At 42.1% G+C, this 17195-nt stretch carries 18 protein-coding genes; 6 read left to right on the plus strand and 12 right to left on the minus strand.

Annotated features, from left to right (window positions below; translation table 11 throughout):
• Positions 1-101 precede the first annotated feature (101 nt).
• From BQ7394_RS13160 to BQ7394_RS13170, 3 genes are all read right to left on the minus strand, one after another.
• Positions 102-1103: a FecR family protein gene (locus tag BQ7394_RS13160; RefSeq protein ID WP_075557858.1), complete on the minus strand. Its 1002-nt coding sequence runs from the start codon at positions 1101-1103 to the stop codon at positions 102-104.
• Between the two features lie 56 nt (positions 1104-1159).
• Entirely contained in the window at positions 1160-1717 is a 558-nt protein-coding gene (locus BQ7394_RS13165; RefSeq protein ID WP_161951796.1) for an RNA polymerase sigma-70 factor, read from the minus strand.
• 404 nt (positions 1718-2121) lie between these two features.
• Positions 2122-3075: an NAD-dependent epimerase/dehydratase family protein gene (locus BQ7394_RS13170; RefSeq protein WP_075557860.1), complete on the minus strand. Its 954-nt coding sequence runs from the start codon at positions 3073-3075 to the stop codon at positions 2122-2124.
• A 250-nt stretch (positions 3076-3325) separates the two neighbouring features.
• Here BQ7394_RS13170 and kbl point away from each other — a divergent pair, with 250 nt between their 5' ends.
• Positions 3326-4516, plus strand: coding sequence for a glycine C-acetyltransferase (kbl, locus tag BQ7394_RS13175; protein ID WP_075557861.1), 1191 nt, complete (start codon positions 3326-3328; stop codon positions 4514-4516).
• Positions 4517-4596: 80 nt separating this feature from the next.
• On the opposite strand, the gene BQ7394_RS25990 is transcribed toward kbl, so the two are convergent.
• Complete coding sequence (locus BQ7394_RS25990; RefSeq protein ID WP_165359877.1) at positions 4597-4767, minus strand: hypothetical protein; 171 nt, start codon at positions 4765-4767, stop codon at positions 4597-4599.
• Positions 4768-4970: 203 nt separating this feature from the next.
• Here BQ7394_RS25990 and BQ7394_RS13180 point away from each other — a divergent pair, with 203 nt between their 5' ends.
• Complete coding sequence (locus BQ7394_RS13180; protein WP_075557862.1) at positions 4971-5816, plus strand: histidinol-phosphatase; 846 nt, start codon at positions 4971-4973, stop codon at positions 5814-5816.
• 80 nt (positions 5817-5896) lie between these two features.
• Here BQ7394_RS13180 and BQ7394_RS13185 read toward each other — a convergent pair whose 3' ends face one another.
• From BQ7394_RS13185 to BQ7394_RS13195, 3 genes are read right to left on the minus strand one after another with little or no spacing between them, the layout of a single operon-like run.
• Positions 5897-6463: a cob(I)yrinic acid a,c-diamide adenosyltransferase gene (locus BQ7394_RS13185; protein WP_075557863.1), complete on the minus strand. Its 567-nt coding sequence runs from the start codon at positions 6461-6463 to the stop codon at positions 5897-5899.
• 1 nt (position 6464) lies between these two features.
• Positions 6465-8093 carry a flotillin family protein gene (locus BQ7394_RS13190; protein WP_075557864.1) on the minus strand — a complete coding sequence of 543 codons (1629 nt, stop codon included), beginning with the start codon at positions 8091-8093 and terminating at the stop codon, positions 6465-6467.
• 19 nt (positions 8094-8112) lie between these two features.
• The gene (locus BQ7394_RS13195) at positions 8113-8607 is read right to left on the minus strand and encodes a hypothetical protein (protein ID WP_075557865.1); all 495 of its coding nucleotides are present in this window, start codon (positions 8605-8607) and stop codon (positions 8113-8115) included.
• 101 nt (positions 8608-8708) lie between these two features.
• Between BQ7394_RS13195 and BQ7394_RS13200 the strand changes: the two genes are divergently transcribed.
• Positions 8709-9416 (plus strand): DNA alkylation repair protein, encoded by a 708-nt coding sequence (locus tag BQ7394_RS13200; protein ID WP_075557866.1) that lies wholly within the window; start codon positions 8709-8711, stop codon positions 9414-9416.
• Here BQ7394_RS13200 and BQ7394_RS13205 read toward each other — a convergent pair.
• A complete protein-coding gene (locus tag BQ7394_RS13205) occupies positions 9409-10740 on the minus strand; it encodes a cobyrinic acid a,c-diamide synthase CobB (protein WP_075557867.1) in 1332 nt (443 codons plus the stop codon). The genes BQ7394_RS13200 and BQ7394_RS13205 overlap by 8 nt on opposite strands.
• 189 nt (positions 10741-10929) lie before the next feature.
• A complete protein-coding gene (panB, locus tag BQ7394_RS13210; protein ID WP_075557868.1) occupies positions 10930-11757 on the minus strand; it encodes a 3-methyl-2-oxobutanoate hydroxymethyltransferase in 828 nt (275 codons plus the stop codon).
• Between the two features lie 150 nt (positions 11758-11907).
• On the opposite strand from panB, the gene BQ7394_RS13215 reads away from it, so the two are divergent.
• From BQ7394_RS13215 to BQ7394_RS13225, 3 genes are all read left to right on the plus strand, one after another.
• Entirely contained in the window at positions 11908-12423 is a 516-nt protein-coding gene (locus tag BQ7394_RS13215; RefSeq protein ID WP_075560016.1) for an outer membrane beta-barrel protein, read from the plus strand.
• A gap of 161 nt (positions 12424-12584) precedes the next feature.
• Positions 12585-13661 (plus strand): GNAT family N-acetyltransferase, encoded by a 1077-nt coding sequence (locus BQ7394_RS13220; RefSeq protein WP_075560017.1) that lies wholly within the window; start codon positions 12585-12587, stop codon positions 13659-13661.
• Between the two features lie 31 nt (positions 13662-13692).
• Entirely contained in the window at positions 13693-14160 is a 468-nt protein-coding gene (locus BQ7394_RS13225) for an alanyl-tRNA editing protein (RefSeq protein WP_075557869.1), read from the plus strand.
• A gap of 75 nt (positions 14161-14235) precedes the next feature.
• Here the strand turns inward: BQ7394_RS13225 and BQ7394_RS13230 are convergent, their stop codons facing one another.
• From BQ7394_RS13230 to BQ7394_RS13240, 3 genes are read right to left on the minus strand one after another with little or no spacing between them, the layout of a single operon-like run.
• The gene (locus tag BQ7394_RS13230; RefSeq protein WP_075557870.1) at positions 14236-15192 is read right to left on the minus strand and encodes an ABC transporter permease; all 957 of its coding nucleotides are present in this window, start codon (positions 15190-15192) and stop codon (positions 14236-14238) included.
• Positions 15185-15925, minus strand: coding sequence for an ABC transporter ATP-binding protein (locus tag BQ7394_RS13235; RefSeq protein WP_075557871.1), 741 nt, complete (start codon positions 15923-15925; stop codon positions 15185-15187). The genes BQ7394_RS13230 and BQ7394_RS13235 overlap by 8 nt, the downstream gene beginning before the upstream one ends.
• Before the next feature lie 3 nt (positions 15926-15928).
• Positions 15929-17083 carry a COG1470 family protein gene (locus tag BQ7394_RS13240; protein WP_075557872.1) on the minus strand — a complete coding sequence of 385 codons (1155 nt, stop codon included), beginning with the start codon at positions 17081-17083 and terminating at the stop codon, positions 15929-15931.
• Between the last annotated feature and the right edge of the window lie 112 nt (positions 17084-17195).

The raw sequence follows: 17195 nt of genomic DNA on the forward strand, positions 1-17195 counted from the left end.
GAGTCGGAAGATGGCCATATCTTCCGGCTCTTTTATTTCAGAAAGGTTAACATCAATCCTTTTCCATAGGCAATTAGATTTTATTAGTTAGACATTAAATATTATCGTGGGTTGATTTTTACACTTTTACCTATAATTTGATATTTCACAGAATAACTTTTACTGATCGATGTCAAAACATCCTCTATACTTTGTTCCGGAGTCACCCGACCTGTAAATCGTTTGTTCCTTAATGAAGCTGATATTTGAAAATCCAGATCGAAATGTTTTGCCAACAGTCCGGCAATCTTCTCCAACGTTTCATCCGTAAAACGATAGGTTCCATCTTTCCAGGCAACATAATATCCTGTATCCACAACTGTTATCTTAATATCTCCGTTCTGTCGGTTTATATTTGCCTGTTGGCCGGGAATAAGAACTTTTGAAATACATTTCCCTTCGATATTCTTATAATTCAAATTGACTCCCCCTGTAATCAAAGTCACTAGAGACTCCTCTTCCGAAAAGGAATCTACAAAAAACTCCGTACCGGTCACTTCTACCTCAACCTCTCCTATCTGTACAACAAATGGTTTTTCCTTATTTTTCTGAATATCAAAATAGGCTTTCCCTTCCAGAGCTATGATACGTTTTTGTCCATTAAATTCTTCCGGATAAGTTATCTTTGTGTGCTCGTTGATCCAGACTTCCGATTGATCAGGCAAAAGAATCGATTGTACACCTGTTCGATTGTATACTACATTCTGAACAAGTACACTCTGATCCGGAACTTTTTCCTTTACCGGAAGATTTATCCATGCAGCAGAAGCTATTATTATCCCAATAAACATAGCTGCCGCATAACGTAACCAAATAAATGATTTCCTCTTTGGCGGAACAATAGATAATGATCGTTTCATTATTTCCGCTGAAACTTTTTCCCAACCTTTATTAATAGTTTCTTTGGATAGTTCCGTGCGCAAACTCCATATTTCCTCCAGTTGATAATAGTATTCCACGTTTTTACGATCCTCCTTTAACCATTGGTTAAGCGTATTCAGTTCAGCCTCCGTTGCTGTTTTTCGGATCGATCGGATAATTATGTCTTGAGGTATAGATGTCATCTTTTAATGTTTTAAGTGTCATTCTATAGATAAGACAAGATGCTGCGAGAATTTACTTAAAAGAAAAACAAAAAAAACAAACTTTTTTTCCCATCTGCCGTCAATCGGCTACGTAATGTTTTCAAACCTAAGTATAATTGATGTTCTACTGTACGAATAGAGATATTCAGAATTTCCGCTATCTCAGCGTTTCTCTTTTCTTCAAAATAAGCCATCTTAAAGATTTGCCGACATTTTTCCGGCAATTCTTCTATTTGATTGTAAATATGTTGTATGTCTTCTTTGTCAATAATTTTTTTCTCATAAGATTCATAATAATCAAGGCCTAATATACGGTTTTCCAATTCGATCGACTGTATATAATTATCCTTTACCTGTTCCCGCCTGAGAATATTCAGGCATCTGTTCCGCACAGCCATAAACAAATAAGAACAGGAAGGCATCTCTTTATAGGTATCTAGATTGTCCCACACTTCCAGAAAGACATCCTGTATGATATCTTCGGCTATCGCAGAGGATACAAAACGTTGGGCAAAAAACATCAGAGATGATACATTTGCCTCATAGTAACGCTTGAAAGAAAGAAGATTATTTTCTTTTGTCGAATCTTTCATCAACATATTTTATTCCCAATTGAACAACATGTTTAGTGAGACAAAAGTAAGAATAAAAAGTGAGAATGAGAAAATGTATCAGGTACGAAACATTATGAGAAGTATTAAGTAATAAGTAATAAGTATGGAGCAAAAAAAAGGCTATCCATCACGGACAGCCAATCTTCATTGTTAACCTTAAATCTAATACCATGAAAAACACAGTGCAAATTTAGTGCTTTTATGTTATACAGCATAACATTTGCAAGAAAAATGCATTCCATTAACATTATTTACCTAAAACATATTCTAAAACATGCGAAAACAGCCATTCATTATTAGAAACTTTCTTATTCGTTACACAAAAAATGAAGGGGATACCCGAAACCGGACATCCCCTCTCATCACCAAGCCTCTTATATTTATTATTTATCGAAACGCTCTTTCAGCTTTGTAATCATATCACGGGTCATCGTATCCAGATCATAAGTCGGTTTCCAATCCCACTCTGTACGAGCACAAGTATCGTCCAGTGAGTTAGGCCATGACTCAGCAATTGCCTGACGCAACGGATCCACATTATATTCCATCTGGAAGTCAGGAATATATTTACGAATGTTACTTGCAATAATTTCCGGATCGAAGCTCATAGAAGCAATATTGAATGAATTACGGTGTACCAAACGAGTGGGATCAGCTTCCATGATCTGGATAGCTGCATGCAATGCATCCGGCATATACATCATATCCATGAATGTTCCGGCAGCGATCGGACATACGAACTTCTCGCCTTTGACTGCAGAATAATAAATATCAACAGCATAGTCAGTCGTACCACCACCCGGAGGAGTTACATAAGAAATCAATCCCGGGAAACGAACCGAACGGGTATCGACACCGAAACGAATATTATAATAATCGCTCAGCAACTCGCCGGAAACTTTTGTTACACCGTACATTGTACGCGGGTTGCGAATTGTATCCTGCGGAGTTTTGTCTTTCGGAGTATTGTTACCAAATACACCGATTGAGCTCGGAGTAAATACAGCACAATGCATCTCACGTGCTACTTCCAACACATTGAACAAACCACCCATGCCGATCTTCCACGCTAACTGGGGTTTTGCTTCTGCTACCGCCGAAAGTAAAGCTGCCAGGTTATAAATCGTATCGATCTTATATTTAGAAACTGTCTCAGCAATCTGCTGTTCATTTGTTATGTCAACAATAGCAGAAGGTCCCGATTCCAGCAGCTCTCCTTTAGGTTCTGCACCGGAAATATAACCTGCCACGATGTCGCCATCATAACGTTTTCTCAACTCCATGGTTAACTCTGAGCCGATCTGACCGGTAGAACCAATAATTAATACATTCTTCATTGCGTTTTATTGTCTTTTTAAGTTTTTTCCGCGGCAAAGGTATAGAGAATAAAATTGTTCCTGCATTATTTTCTTGTGTTTTTTAATACCAAAATTCAAAAAAAAATATGACCTTTGCTTCATCAGTTGACAGTTGACTATTAACAGTTGGCAGCTTACATTAATAAAAAGCTTCAAACTGTAACTTGTCTGCATCAACTATAAACAATTTCGTCTACTTGATTCAAAAATACTAACAAAAAACAATGTTATGTACGGTAAACTGAAAGAATTCCTTACACAGGAACTGGCAAATATTAAAGCTGCCGGATTGTACAAAAATGAGCGTATTATTACTACGCCTCAAAGAGCCGACATTAAAGTAAATGCCGGAAGTGATGTTTTAAACTTCTGTGCCAACAATTACCTTGGTCTGTCAGACAACCAACGTCTGATCAAAGCTGCAAAAGATGCTATGGATACTCACGGATACGGAATGTCGTCCGTTCGTTTCATCTGCGGAACTCAGGATTTGCACAAACAATTGGAAGCTGCTATTTCCGATTATTTCAAAACGGAAGATACTATTCTGTATGCCGCTTGTTTCGACGCAAACGGTGGTTTGTTCGAACCGTTGTTCGGCGAAGAAGATGCTATCATCTCCGACTCACTGAACCACGCTTCTATCATCGACGGTGTACGTTTGTGTAAAGCAAAACGTTATCGTTATGCAAATGCCGATATGGCTGATCTGGAACGTTGTCTGCAGGAAGCTCAGGCTCAACGTCACCGCATCATTGCAACAGACGGCGTGTTCTCTATGGACGGCAATGTTGCTCCGATGGATAAGATCTGCGAATTGGCAGAAAAATATGATGCACTGGTAATGGTTGACGAATCTCACTCTGCGGGTGTTGTCGGTCCGACTGGCCACGGTGTGGCAGAACAATATAATGTATATGGCAAAGTAGATATCTTTACAGGTACGTTAGGAAAAGCATTCGGTGGTGCAATGGGTGGTTTCACTACAGGTAAAAAAGAAATTATCGACATGCTTCGCCAGCGCTCACGTCCTTATCTGTTCTCTAACTCGGTAGCACCTGCTATTGTCGGAGCTAGTCTGGAAATGTTCAAGATGCTGAAAGAAAGCGATGCACTGCATACCAAGTTGATGGGTAACGTGGCTTATTTCCGCGATAAGATGCTGGCTGCCGGCTTCGATATCAAACCGACTCAGTCTGCTATCTGCGCAGTTATGTTGTACGATGCTAAATTATCTCAGGATTTCGCTGCCAAGATGCAGGAAGAAGGAATCTATGTAACTGGATTCTATTATCCGGTAGTTCCGAAAGAACAGGCACGTATCCGTGTTCAACTGTCAGCCGGACATGAAAAAGAACATCTGGACAAGGCGATCGCTGCATTTATCAAGGTTGGTAAAGAACTGAATGTGATTAAATAAATGAACATTTTTCTATAAATAAAAGAGAAGCGGAACATATTTGTTACCGCTTCTTCTCTTTCAAAACAAACCATTAACCTTTAATAATTATTATCTTCCTCGCCATCTACGAGATTATTCAATTCAAACTCCAGACTTACCAGGTCCTTTTTCCATGATTTCAGGATATGGGACGGTGTCTCCTTTGGAGGGTTGTCTATTTTCGTCTGGATATTGGATATCTCCAGTTCCAATCTTTCGCGCCTGTTCATATCTATTTTTTATTTATCACTTGTTTAACAATCACTCAATTAATAAACAACTGCAATTGCCAATATGTTCATCAAAAACTGTCTGTACGACGTAAATTTTAAGCGTTCCGCAATAGCCCTATTTATTATGGGGAGCCACTTCGATAAGATGGAAAGATTTCATATCTTTGCATACCGAAAACAATTGACAATATAATATTTATATGCAACTTAGTAATTATCACAGTCATTGCACATTCTGTGATGGGCGTAGTACTCCTGAAGATTTTGTAAAGTTCGCTATATCGCATGGATTCCGGGCGTACGGTTTTTCCTCACACTCTCCCCTGCCCTTCGAAACTTTCTGGAATATGTCAAAAGATGATATGCCTGAATATCTGGCGGAGATAAGCCGGTTGAAAGAGAAATATGCAGACCGGCTGGAAATATATACATCCCTGGAAATCGATTACCTGGATGAGACTTATAATCCTTCCATCGCCTATTTTCAGGAACTACCGTTAGATTATCGAATCGGCTCCATTCATTTCCTGCCTTTATCGGAACATCTGAGTGAAGACAATATGGTATGTATAGACGGGCCTTTTTCCGATTACAAAGATTCGGTAGACCGTTATTTCGAAGGTGACATCAGCAAACTGGTTGCCCGCTATTTCGACTCTACATTAAAAATGATCGAAGCCGGTGGTTTCGACATCGTGGGACATATGGACAAGATCTATATGAACGGACACAAATGCAAGGATTTCTCTTTTGATGCGGATTGGTACCAGGCTCCATTCAGAGCAACCCTCGACCTGATAGCTCAAAAAGGATTAATGGTTGAAGTCAATACCAAGAATCTGGTAAAAAAGCAACAAATATTCCCACGCAAAGAATATATCGGCCTGTTGAAAGAGATGAATATACCGGTAATGGTCAATTCAGACTGCCATTATCCCGATCTGGTAAATGACGGACGCGAAGAAGCATTTAATATACTGAAAGAACTCGGTTTCAAGACTACCCGCGAGCTGGTAAAAGGTAGTTGGCAGGACGTTGCAATATAAATCAAAACATTATTAGGGAACACAGACGACGCAGACAAGCGCAGAGTCTGCGTTCCTTAATCTCGACTTTCGTCACAACCTTATTTTTTTCTCTTATACAAAAAGGATTGCCATCGCTCCTCGGTATGATCCTGGCGGAACATCTCGTACCGTGCCATCGTAAAGAGTAGATCGGACAAGCGATTGGTAAATTGAAGGATAATCTCTTCAACGGGATCTTGCCTGTTCAACGTCCACAAACGACGTTCAGCACGACGGACAATCGTACGGGCCAGTTGCAGATGGGCGGAGATCAATGTTCCTCCCGGAAGGATGAAAAATCCGTTATCTTCCATCTGCGCGGTCAGGGTATCGATCTGCTGTTCGCAGAAAGACACCAGGTCTTCCGAAAGACTGTTCGGATTCTTATCACGGATAGCCGACGGGGTCGCTACATGCGACATAACCACCATCAGTTCCCGTTGTATCTTACCCAAGACATCCTGCCATTCATGTTCAGGAGGCAATAAAGCCCGCACAATACCGATTTGTGCATTTACTTCATCGAGTGTACCGTTCGCTTCGATACGAATATCATCTTTGTCTACCCGTTCGCCGCCGTGGATACCGGTACGGCCTTTATCTCCTCCTCTGGTATAAATTTTCATCTTACTTCTTCGTTGTATCTTTCTTTTCTTCTTTTTCTTCCGGATGGATGATTCCTTTTACAGTATCACCGATAGGCAATTTATCCAATACGCCCAGACTCGGAGCCACTGTTTTAACTAACTGATTCAGGAAATTACCGGTTGTACCCTGACCACCGTCAAAGACAGTAATATCACCCAGCTGCATATGTTCGAATGCTTTCACCTGCTCACCAGCTATTTCTTTCCACTGATCCACCATCTTATACTGGATAGCGATAGCCGGATTCGATTCGGCAGCCTCAACCATCGCCTTGAAACCATCGGCTTCGGCAAGCAACGATTTCTTTTTACCTTCGGCTTCGGCTTCCAGTTTCATCTGAATCGCACGAGCTTCGGCTTCGGCCTGTGCCAATGTTGCCTTTGCTTTCGCTTCAGCTTCACGGATCATCTTTTCGGCAACCGCTTCAGCTTGCAGGATCGCTTCCTGACGGGCAATCTCGGCCGGCACGATCTTTTGTGCTTTCAGGGCAGATTCTACCTTTTTGGCTTTCGCTTCTTCTACCTCACGTTGTGCAATTTCGCGGGCAGCCTGTACAGAGGCTTCCGATTTGGCTGCTGCTTCACCGGCCTGTTTATTGGCTTCCGCCTGAGTTACGGCAAGTTCGGCATCCGACTTCGCCACTTCCTTGTTTGCTTCGTTTCGTCCTACGGCAGCTTTTCTTCCGGCATCGGCTTTCTTGATTTCCATATCGGAATTTAATTCTGCCACGCGGCTTTCCTTATCAGTGTTCGCTCTTTCGATATTGATATTCTTATCGGCTTCGGCACGGGCAACCTGCGATTCCTTTTCTGCATTGGCTACGGCAACCTGTGCGATACGCTCCTTATCGGCATTAGCCACAGAAATTTCCTGTTGTTTCTTGGTTTCAGCAATTGCAATATCCTGATCTTTGCGTGTCTCGGCAACAGTAGTTTCACGTTCACGAATCTGGTTGGCAATCTTGATGGCACCCAGCTTTTCCTGTTCTTCGATATTTGCCTGGGCTTCGTTCAAAGCCTTGCTTTCCGCTTCTTTACCGAGGTTGACGATATAGTTGGCGGCATCACGGATATCACTGATGTTGATGTTCATCAGGTAAAGACCGAATTTACGCAGCTCCGTATCGATATTGTCGCGTACCTTAGACAGGAATTTATCACGGTCGGAGTTCAGTTCCTCGATTGTCATGTCGGCGATAACCAGACGCATCTGACCGTACACAACATCGGTAATAAGATTCTGTTTATCTTCCGGTTGCAACCCCAACAGACGTTCGGCTGCATTCTGCATCACTTCGGGGTCGGTACTGATCGCCACCGTAATGGTTGTCGGAACATCCACACGGATATTTTGGGCAGACAAGGCTCCGGTCAGTTTGCAGTCTATCTGAAGAGGTTTCATGGAAAGGAACTCATACCCCTGAATGATAGGCCAAACGAAAGCGGCACCACCATGATAAAGTTTAGCGGATTTCTCACCGGATGTCTTACCATACACTACCAGCACTTCATCACTCTTACATTTACGATACCGGGATAATATTCCGATAAAAGAAAGGATGACAACCACTACCAAAATGGCTACCATAATTAACATTTCCTGTGTCATAACTTAATCCTTGAGTTTGTTATTGTATATAAATTGTTCCTGATTCTACTTTGCAGATAATCGTACGGTCTCCGGTCTGATACTTCTTTCCTTCCAGGGAACGAACTTCCACCTCACGCAAGGCTCCATTCTGAGCTACCTGCACGAAATAGCGAACACCGTCTTGTGCATAAATCGAACATTCACGACCTACAAGGGCTTCCGTCTTCTCCGGTTTATTCTCTTTCTGAAGCTGATAGGCTTTTTTATAAAGGAACCATAAGACGAAAACGAATGCCAATCCGATCAGTATACCGACCAGGAAAGTCGATATGGATGTACTTTTAGCAATATACATATACCAACCGAAGCCGATACAAAAATGGGTAAAACCTTTGAATGATACGGCACTACTAAGATCTGCATCGATATCCGTATCTGTATCCAGGTCACCGAAAAAGATAGACATGATAAACTGTATCAGAAATATAGCTGAAGCAACTATTGCGATACCGAGAAAAATAGTATTGACCATGGTATGAATTATTAGTGTTCACGAAAATAAGGATTATTTCGATAAAACCGGCATATATAATAAAAATATGTATGTTTGCAGTAAATTATTAAGACAACCTTATGCAAACAATCATAGAAACAGTACAACAGGCACTCATTGAAAACATAGACGAAAAGACTCGTGACAATGCCCAGAACTTCTTCAAAGAAAAGATCCTGTATCATGGCGTAAAGGTTCCTCTTGTCAACAAGATCAGTAAAGAACTTTTCACGTCGATCAAAGAACTTCCTAAGAACGAAATCTTTTCTTTATGTGAAGCACTGTGGGAATCCGGTTATTCGGAGGAATCATACATTGCATGTAACTGGTCTTACTATATTCATACACAATACCAACTGGAAGACTTCATCGTATTTGAAAAATGGGTAAACTCGTATGTCAACAATTGGGCATCCTGCGACACATTATGCAATCATACGGTCGGGACATTCCTTGAAATGTATCCGGACTATATATCCCGGTTGAAAGAATGGGCACGGTCGGATAACCGCTGGACCAAACGTGCGGCTGCCGTTACCCTGATTATTCCTGCCAGGAAAGGGATGTTCCTGCAAGATATTTTCGAGATCGCAGATATTCTCCTTTACGACCCGGACGATCTGGTACAAAAAGGATATGGCTGGATGCTGAAAGCTGCCAGCGAAGCTCATCAGGAAGAGGTATTCGATTATGTGATGTCGAAAAAAGCAACTATGCCCCGTACCTCATTAAGATATGCCATCGAGAAGATGCCCAAAGAACTGAAAGTACAGGCTATGGCTAAATAAGTCCGTTCAAATAGTCTATAAACCATTTATTATTCGTATTGTCACCCCAATACAGGTGTGTATAACCTGCCAGCACGTTCTTATACCTGTAAAGTGGAGTATCGACAGAGACTCCTTTTGCCGTTTGCGCGGTAGCAACTGATGCAAGATGTTCTTCGCAGGGCAAGACACGGGAATAATGAAATTCATGTCCTTTCATTGTATAGTCTTTATAATGTAAGGTACGATATCCCAGGCGAAGCTTCATCTGTTCCATAGTGGCCGACTGATTGAACAGGCCAACCATTGGGTAAATAGTTCCTTCTGTCGATCTTATCTCATTACATAAATACATCATTCCGCCACATTCCGCCAACAGCCTCCCTCCTGCTTCCACATATTGTCGGATTGACCGGAGCATTGACTGGTTGGAAGACAACTTAGACAAATATAATTCAGGATATCCTCCGGGTAAATAGACAAAATCAGACTCCGGCAATGTCGTATCTTTCAGAGGACTGAAAAAGGTAACTTTACCTAATCGATGCAACAACTGGATATTCTCTTCATAAGCAAAATTGAAAGCGGCATCCCTGGCAATCGATATTCTTAAGGAAGGCAGCGTACTTTCTCCTGATTGAGTAAGAAGATGGGAGGCCGAGGCATCAGGCTGATAAGCCGTCAGTTCCAAAAGCCGGTCTATATTGACATGCTTTTCCACCAAATCTGCTACACGATCGGCAAACGTATCGAAACAAAATGCCTCATCCAATGATAGACCTAAATGGCGACTGGGAATCTCTACATCCGCTTGTTTAGGAAGATATCCCAACGCTTCCACCCCGGCATCGAGACATGCTTGCTTCAGAAAAGAATAATGGTTCTCCGAAGCGACAAAATTGAAAACCGCACCAACCAGATTAAGTTCTTTATGGAAGTTTTTGAATCCATATAATAATGGAGCGACAGAGTAAGCCGTACTCTTTGCATTGACAATCAGTATGACCGGAATACCCAACAGACCTGCTATTTCAGCACTACTACCTTTCATTCCGTCGTATCCGTCAAAAAGCCCCATCACTCCTTCGGTCACTGCATAATCGGCTTCGGAAGTATAATGCCGATACAGTTCCTTTATATGTTGCTCCGACATCATGAAACTATCCAGATTTACAGAAGGAGAACCGGCGGCCATCTTATGGTGGCGTGTATCGATATAATCCGGTCCGCACTTAAAGGGTCTGACTTCCCCTCCCCGGTTCTTCAATGCCCGAAGTAGTCCGAGTGTAAATGTTGTCTTTCCACTTCCCGAGGAAGCGGCTCCTATTAGAAGGTGCGATTTCATGATCTATAAGATGTTCATCAATAATAATGGAAAGGTTTTATGCTAAGCGAACGATTCTGCCACTAGGATGGCAGAGTCCTGCCACCGTAATGGCAATGTTCTGCCATCCTAGTGGCAGACATTTGCCATCACGGTGGCAAAACAGAACCAACAGTACGAAACACGTACTTCTTATAAGTTCAATCAGTATTAATACTGCTCTTTTTCGTTCGGGAAATCCTGCGTCTTCACATCCTCGATGTAAGCCTGTACGGCACGAGTGATCTCTTCGCCGATATTAGCATATCTACGAAGGAAGCGCGGAGAGAATCCCATGTTGATACCCAGCATATCATGCATAACCAAAACCTGGCCGTCTACACCTCCACCGGCACCGATGCCGATAATAGGAATAGTCAGCTCAGAAGCGACACGTGCTGCCAACTCTGCCGGAATCTTTTCCAACACGATGGCAAAACAGCCGATCTCTTCCAAAAGGTGAGCATCGTCAATCAGCTTCTGTGCTTCAGCTTCTTCACGGGCACGAACTGTATAAGTACCGAATTTATTGATAGACTGCGGAGTCAAACCCAAATGTCCCATTATAGGTATACCTGCACAAAGGATGCGTTCAATAGATTCTCTTATTTCACTTCCTCCCTCCAGTTTAATACAATCGGCATGTGTTTCCTTCATGACACGGATAGCGGAAGCCAAAGCCTCTTTCGAATTACCCTGATAGGTACCGAAAGGCAGGTCTACTACTACCAACGCACGATTAACGGCTTTCATAACAGATTTACCATGATAAATCATTTGGTCCAGTGTTATAGGAAGCGTTGTTACATTTCCGGCCATCACATTCGATGCAGAATCGCCGACCAGGATAACATCCATACCTGCCTGATCGATCAGTTTAGCCATTGAATAATCGTAAGCTGTCAACATGGATATTTTTTCTCCACGTTGTTTCATTTCCATCAGGCGATGTGTAGTCACCTTTCTTGTATCATCTAAATCCCTCTTTGCAACTGACATAATGCTTTTTTGTTAATTGTTACGGCGGCAAAGTTAAGGATATTCTGTAATAAGCAAGACAAACAATAAAATATTTATGTCGTACAACATATGTTTATTTTTGTTTATCTTTGCGCCCGTTTACATTTAACGTTTAAAATACAAGCAAAGATGAAAAAGTTGATTTTTACTTTGGTGGTTGCATTTATGGCAATCGTCAGTGCTGATGCACAGGTTTATGTAGGTGGTTCTTTCAATCTGACTCACGACAAGAACGCAGATGTCACCAATTTTACTATCGCCCCTGAAGTCGGTTATAACCTGAACAAGACCTGGGCTATCGCTGCAGAAATCGGTTATACTCATTTCAAGAATGGCGAGTTAAAGGCTAACGCATTCAATTTTGCTCCTTATGCACGTTTCTCTTTCTTTGAAAAAGGTATTGTCCGTTTATTCGTGGATGGTGGTGTTGGTGTTTCTACTTATAAAAAAGAAAGCAACGACAGTGTCAACGGCTTTGAAATCGGTATTAAGCCGGGTATCGCTCTTGAGATATGCAAGAACCTTACATTCGTTACTAAATACGGATTTGCAGGTTACCGCGATGATTACAAATATGGCAACAGTACATCCGGTATCAGCTTGAGTTCTGAAGACCTGACATTCGGTTTCCACTACGAATTTTAATCGATCAAGTAACTACGGAAGATGTGTCAAAATAAATAAACCGGACGCAGATGTCGTCTTTTTGGCACATCCTCCTTCTTCCCTCCCCCTACTTCTTCAAAAAATATCCGATTGCCCGAAATATATCATTATATTTGCATCTGCTGAAATATAAGTATACTATGGACAACAGGAAAATCGCTTCAGACTTACTATTCAGAAAAGCTGAAGAAACAGATATCGAACGTATCTGGGTTATTATCGGACAAGCAAAAGAACAAATGCGCCGGCTCAACAGCCACCAATGGGACGAAAGCTATCCGGCTCTCGAAACGATCAGTCAAGACATTAAGACCGGCAACGGTTATGTCTTCTGCAAAGGAAATAAAGTGGTTGCATACGGTGTTATCTCTTTTGACGGAGAACCTGTCTATAAGGATATCGATGGAAAATGGACGAATGAATTACCTTATATGATTGTCCATCGTTTGGCTGTTGCCGACGAAATGAAACGTCAGGGAATGGCTAAACGTTTTATGCAGGAAGCTGAAGAGGTCAGTCGTCAGAAAGGAATCTATAACTTTCGCGTCGACACAAATTATGACAATGAATATATGCTTCACCTGATCGATTCGCTGGGATTCCAATATACAGGAGAAGTTCGTTACAGAGGCAATAATATAAGGAAAGCATTCGAGAAATGTATTTATCCTCATGTCTCGTCTTTCGGTGTTCCGGGTTATACCATCCGTGAAGCTATTTACGAAGATGCCGGAATCATTTTCGATGCAATAGATAAAAATCGTGACGACTTACGGACCTGGCTACCTTTTGTCGATGGCCTGAAAAGTGTTAGCGATGAACAAGCCTTCCTTTCATCTTCGTTACAGGTTCCGTATGAAGAACGGGATATCGTCTATATGATTGAGAAAGGGAAAAGTATTTGCGGACTGATCGGTTTTCATTTCTCAGACCGTGCCAACCATCGTACGGAAATAGGTTATTGGCTACTTCCTGAATACAGAGGAAAAGGTCTTGTTACCAGGGCCGTACATCATTTATGCCTGTTAGCTCTCTGTGAAAAAGGATTCAATCGTATTCAAATAAGATGTGCCATAGGCAATACAGCCAGCAATGCCATTCCCCAACGCTTAGGATTCAAACAAGAAGGAACGGAACGCGACGGTGAACTTTTAATAAACGGTGAATACACAGATATTAATGTATATAGCCTTTTGAAAAAGGATATTGCAGAATAAATAATCAAAAACAGAGATATTCAATTTATTTATGGAACAAGAAATTCAATTAAACGATCACAACAAAGCCGAGTATCCACCTATGCACACGGCCGAGCATATTCTTAACCAGACGATGGTACGGATGTTCGGTTGTCCCCGTTCCAGGAACGCCCATATAGAAAGAAAAAAGAGCAAGTGCGATTATGAATTGTCAGAAGCGCCTACTGCTGAAATGATGGCAGAAGTAGAACGACGGATAAACGAAGTGATAGATCAACATCTACCTGTAACAGTCGACTTTATCCCGAAATCGGAAGCCGGTGCCATTGTCGATCTCAGCAAATTACCGGAAGATGCCAGCGATACACTACGCATCGTTCGTGTTGGAGATTACGATACTTGTGCATGCATTGGCGCCCACGTCGGCAATACCTCCGAAATTGGACGGTTCAAACTGCTTAACTATGATTATGCAGACGGAAGATTACGCCTGCGCTTTAAGCTGGAAGCCGTATAACCAAAAGATAGATATACAGAATAAAGAAAGGCTCTCATCCCGACATCGGATAAGAGCCTTTTCTAATTTATCAAATTACCGGGAACGAACTTCTCTCCTCATAAAAGATACATATGATAAAGCGAAACAAACAACCGTCGCCGCAATCAGCCCGGTCAATTGCGGCCAGACAACCATCAGGCTCTGTCCTAAAGGCAACGGACTGGGAATAGCTCCATGAACCTGTTCCATAGTCAATGGCCCTAGACTTCTGACTGAAGGCATCAGCAATGTGGTCGTTGCGTCACTGAACAACTGGCTCGGTGCGAAACGTAACAGATTAAGCATAAAGCGCTGGTAACTGATTATCTGATAATCGCTGGCAAATCCGGAAGGACTGAGTGCTTTTCCTATCAGATTAATGATCATATTATAAAAAACACTGAAAAACAACCAGATCGCCACACAAGCCAATGCAGAAGTCGCCGCCTGACGGAATTGTATGGAAAAGAATATCGACAAATTCAACCAAAAGGCTACGTAGAAGATACTAACAATAATAAAGAACACCATCCTCAGAAACTCTTCTGCCGTTGGCGGAATACCGATAGCAATCAACCCAAAGCCCATCACCAGAAAGCCTAACGAGAACAGCATAATCGCTATCACGATCAAAGCTCCCACAAACTTCGCATTGATCAGATAATCCCGATGAATCGGTTGTGACAGGATACGGCTAAGCGTACCCCTGTTTTGCTCCGAATTGATCGCATCAAATCCGAGGGCGATTCCTAACAATGGCCCTAAAAAGCTGATAAATACGACAAAGGAGGGCAACGTCCCATCTGATACGGTAAACAGCTTCAGAAACAAGAATGCATTATCCGGATCATTCGGTTTAATAGAAGCACCGATATTAGTAAGGGCAGTGTACAACGCCCCCATACAAGTCAACGCAATTATGACGATCAGAATGATAAACCGCCAGCTTCTCACATGGTCGGCGACTTCCTTATTTACAATTACCCAAAAAGGATGATATATTCTATTCATGATCTTTACCTCCTTCGAAATAACGATTATAAATATGTTCGAGCGCATGTTCTTCTTTTTGCAACTCGGCCAGCCTAATATCAGCCAGTAGTTTACCACCGCTAAATAACCCGACCCGGTTACAAACCTGCTGAACCTGATCCAGATGATGGGAAGAGAATAAGACCGTCAAACCGTCCTCATGGCTCAACTGATGAATTAAATCCATAAATTCGCGTACACCGGACGGATCTATCCCCGATGTCGGTTCATCCAGAATAATTACTTCCGGCTCTTTTATCAATACATCGGCCAGTCCCAGACGCTGACGCATACCCCGGGAATATTTCCCGGCTTTCTTCTTTCCTTCATTAGTCAAGCCTACCCTGTCTAGTAGCTGTTCCGCTTTCTGTATCGCTTCGCTTTTAGGAATACCATTCAACTGAGCCGTGTAAACCAGGTTCTCTATTCCGGTCATATCATCATAAAAACCTACGTCTTCGGGTAAATAGCCAACTTTCCTTTTCACCTCTATCGGGTGGGTAGTCGAATCTATACCACAGACCTTTACTGACCCGGAAGTAGGTTCGGTCAGTCCGAGCATCATTAGGATAGTTGTTGATTTACCCGCACCATTAGGGCCAAGCAAACCAAATATATCACCTTTCTCAACAGTGAGATTCAAATCGTTCACTGCTGTAAAACCTCCGTACTTCTTTGTCAAGCCGGTTAGTTCGATAACATGCTGGCACATGGCTTACCTCCTTCCGTATTTGCGGAACAGATAATACACACCACCTAATACTACCACTATAATAAATACGCCGACCCATCCCCAGACCATCGGGGTCTTTACGGAGATACGGAAATCTGCAGTAGCATTAACTTCCGGCGTCTTTGCTTCCATTTTTGTAACATAATCGCCCGGAAGCGCCTTTTTGGAAGCCTTTACGATAGCCACCACATTTGTACTCTGCCCTGCCCCCAGTTTTACGACCTTGGCAGGATCGAAAGAGACTTCCCAGTCTACCGGTTTACTTGCTGAAAATGTTACATCTTTCAACTCACCGGAACCGTTATTCTTTACTACCAGATCTATCCGCTTGGTATCGCCAGCCGTTATATCCGAACTAAGCAATCCCCTCGGTGTCGTCAATTCCATTTCATAGGAACCGGTGATGACTACTTCCAGTTCCAGATCAGCAGAAGTAGAACCAGTCGATGCATGAACGGGGATTTTATAAGTTCCTGCTGCTACATTTGCCGGCGGATTGACATCGATCGTTATATTTTGAGTCGCGTTCGGTTCTACCTGTGCAGATGTCGCCTGCTTATAATTAGGCTTAAACACCACATTCCAACCTCTTTCCACTTCAGCCGTCAGGGCATAAAGTTGTTGTTCCGCAGTACGATTCTTGATCGTTGCATTAAAGGTAAAAGTAGATTTGGAATTACCTTCCATATTTGGCTGGGTAGTTGTGAAGTCTGTCTGATAAGTTCCCTGCTTGGAAACGGTAATAGTAAGCGGAAGTTTTGCCATGCCATCAGCCGAAACCGTAAAATTATAAGTTCCCTTATTCACTTTCACCGGCACTTCCACCTTCAGGGAAAAATTCTTCTTCTCATCCGGAAGGACCGAAAGCTGGCTGATCGAATATCCCCCGGACTTTACTTCATAACTCCATCCCCGAGGCATTCCCTCGACAGAGATAGTTGCATTTTTCACTTCGTCACTTTTGTTAATGACGTCAATACTGTAATCGATCGACTCCCCCGGCGGAACCGCTATCTTTGTGTAGGGAGTGTACAACATCACGCTCTTTTCAGAATCATCAGCGTGGACTTTACTACAAGGGATTATCCCCAATAACAGTACAAATAATAGGTTTAAACAGTTAATTTGCATTTTCATAATGATTTTTATAGAGTATACAAAAATGATTACTTATTAGCCGGAGGCAAATATATAGACAGAGAGTATTAGATACTTTTAAAAGAATTAAAAAAAAACTATCGTACAAGCA

This window comes from Parabacteroides timonensis, assembly GCF_900128505.1.
Classification (GTDB): Bacteria; Bacteroidota; Bacteroidia; order Bacteroidales; family Tannerellaceae; genus Parabacteroides; species Parabacteroides timonensis.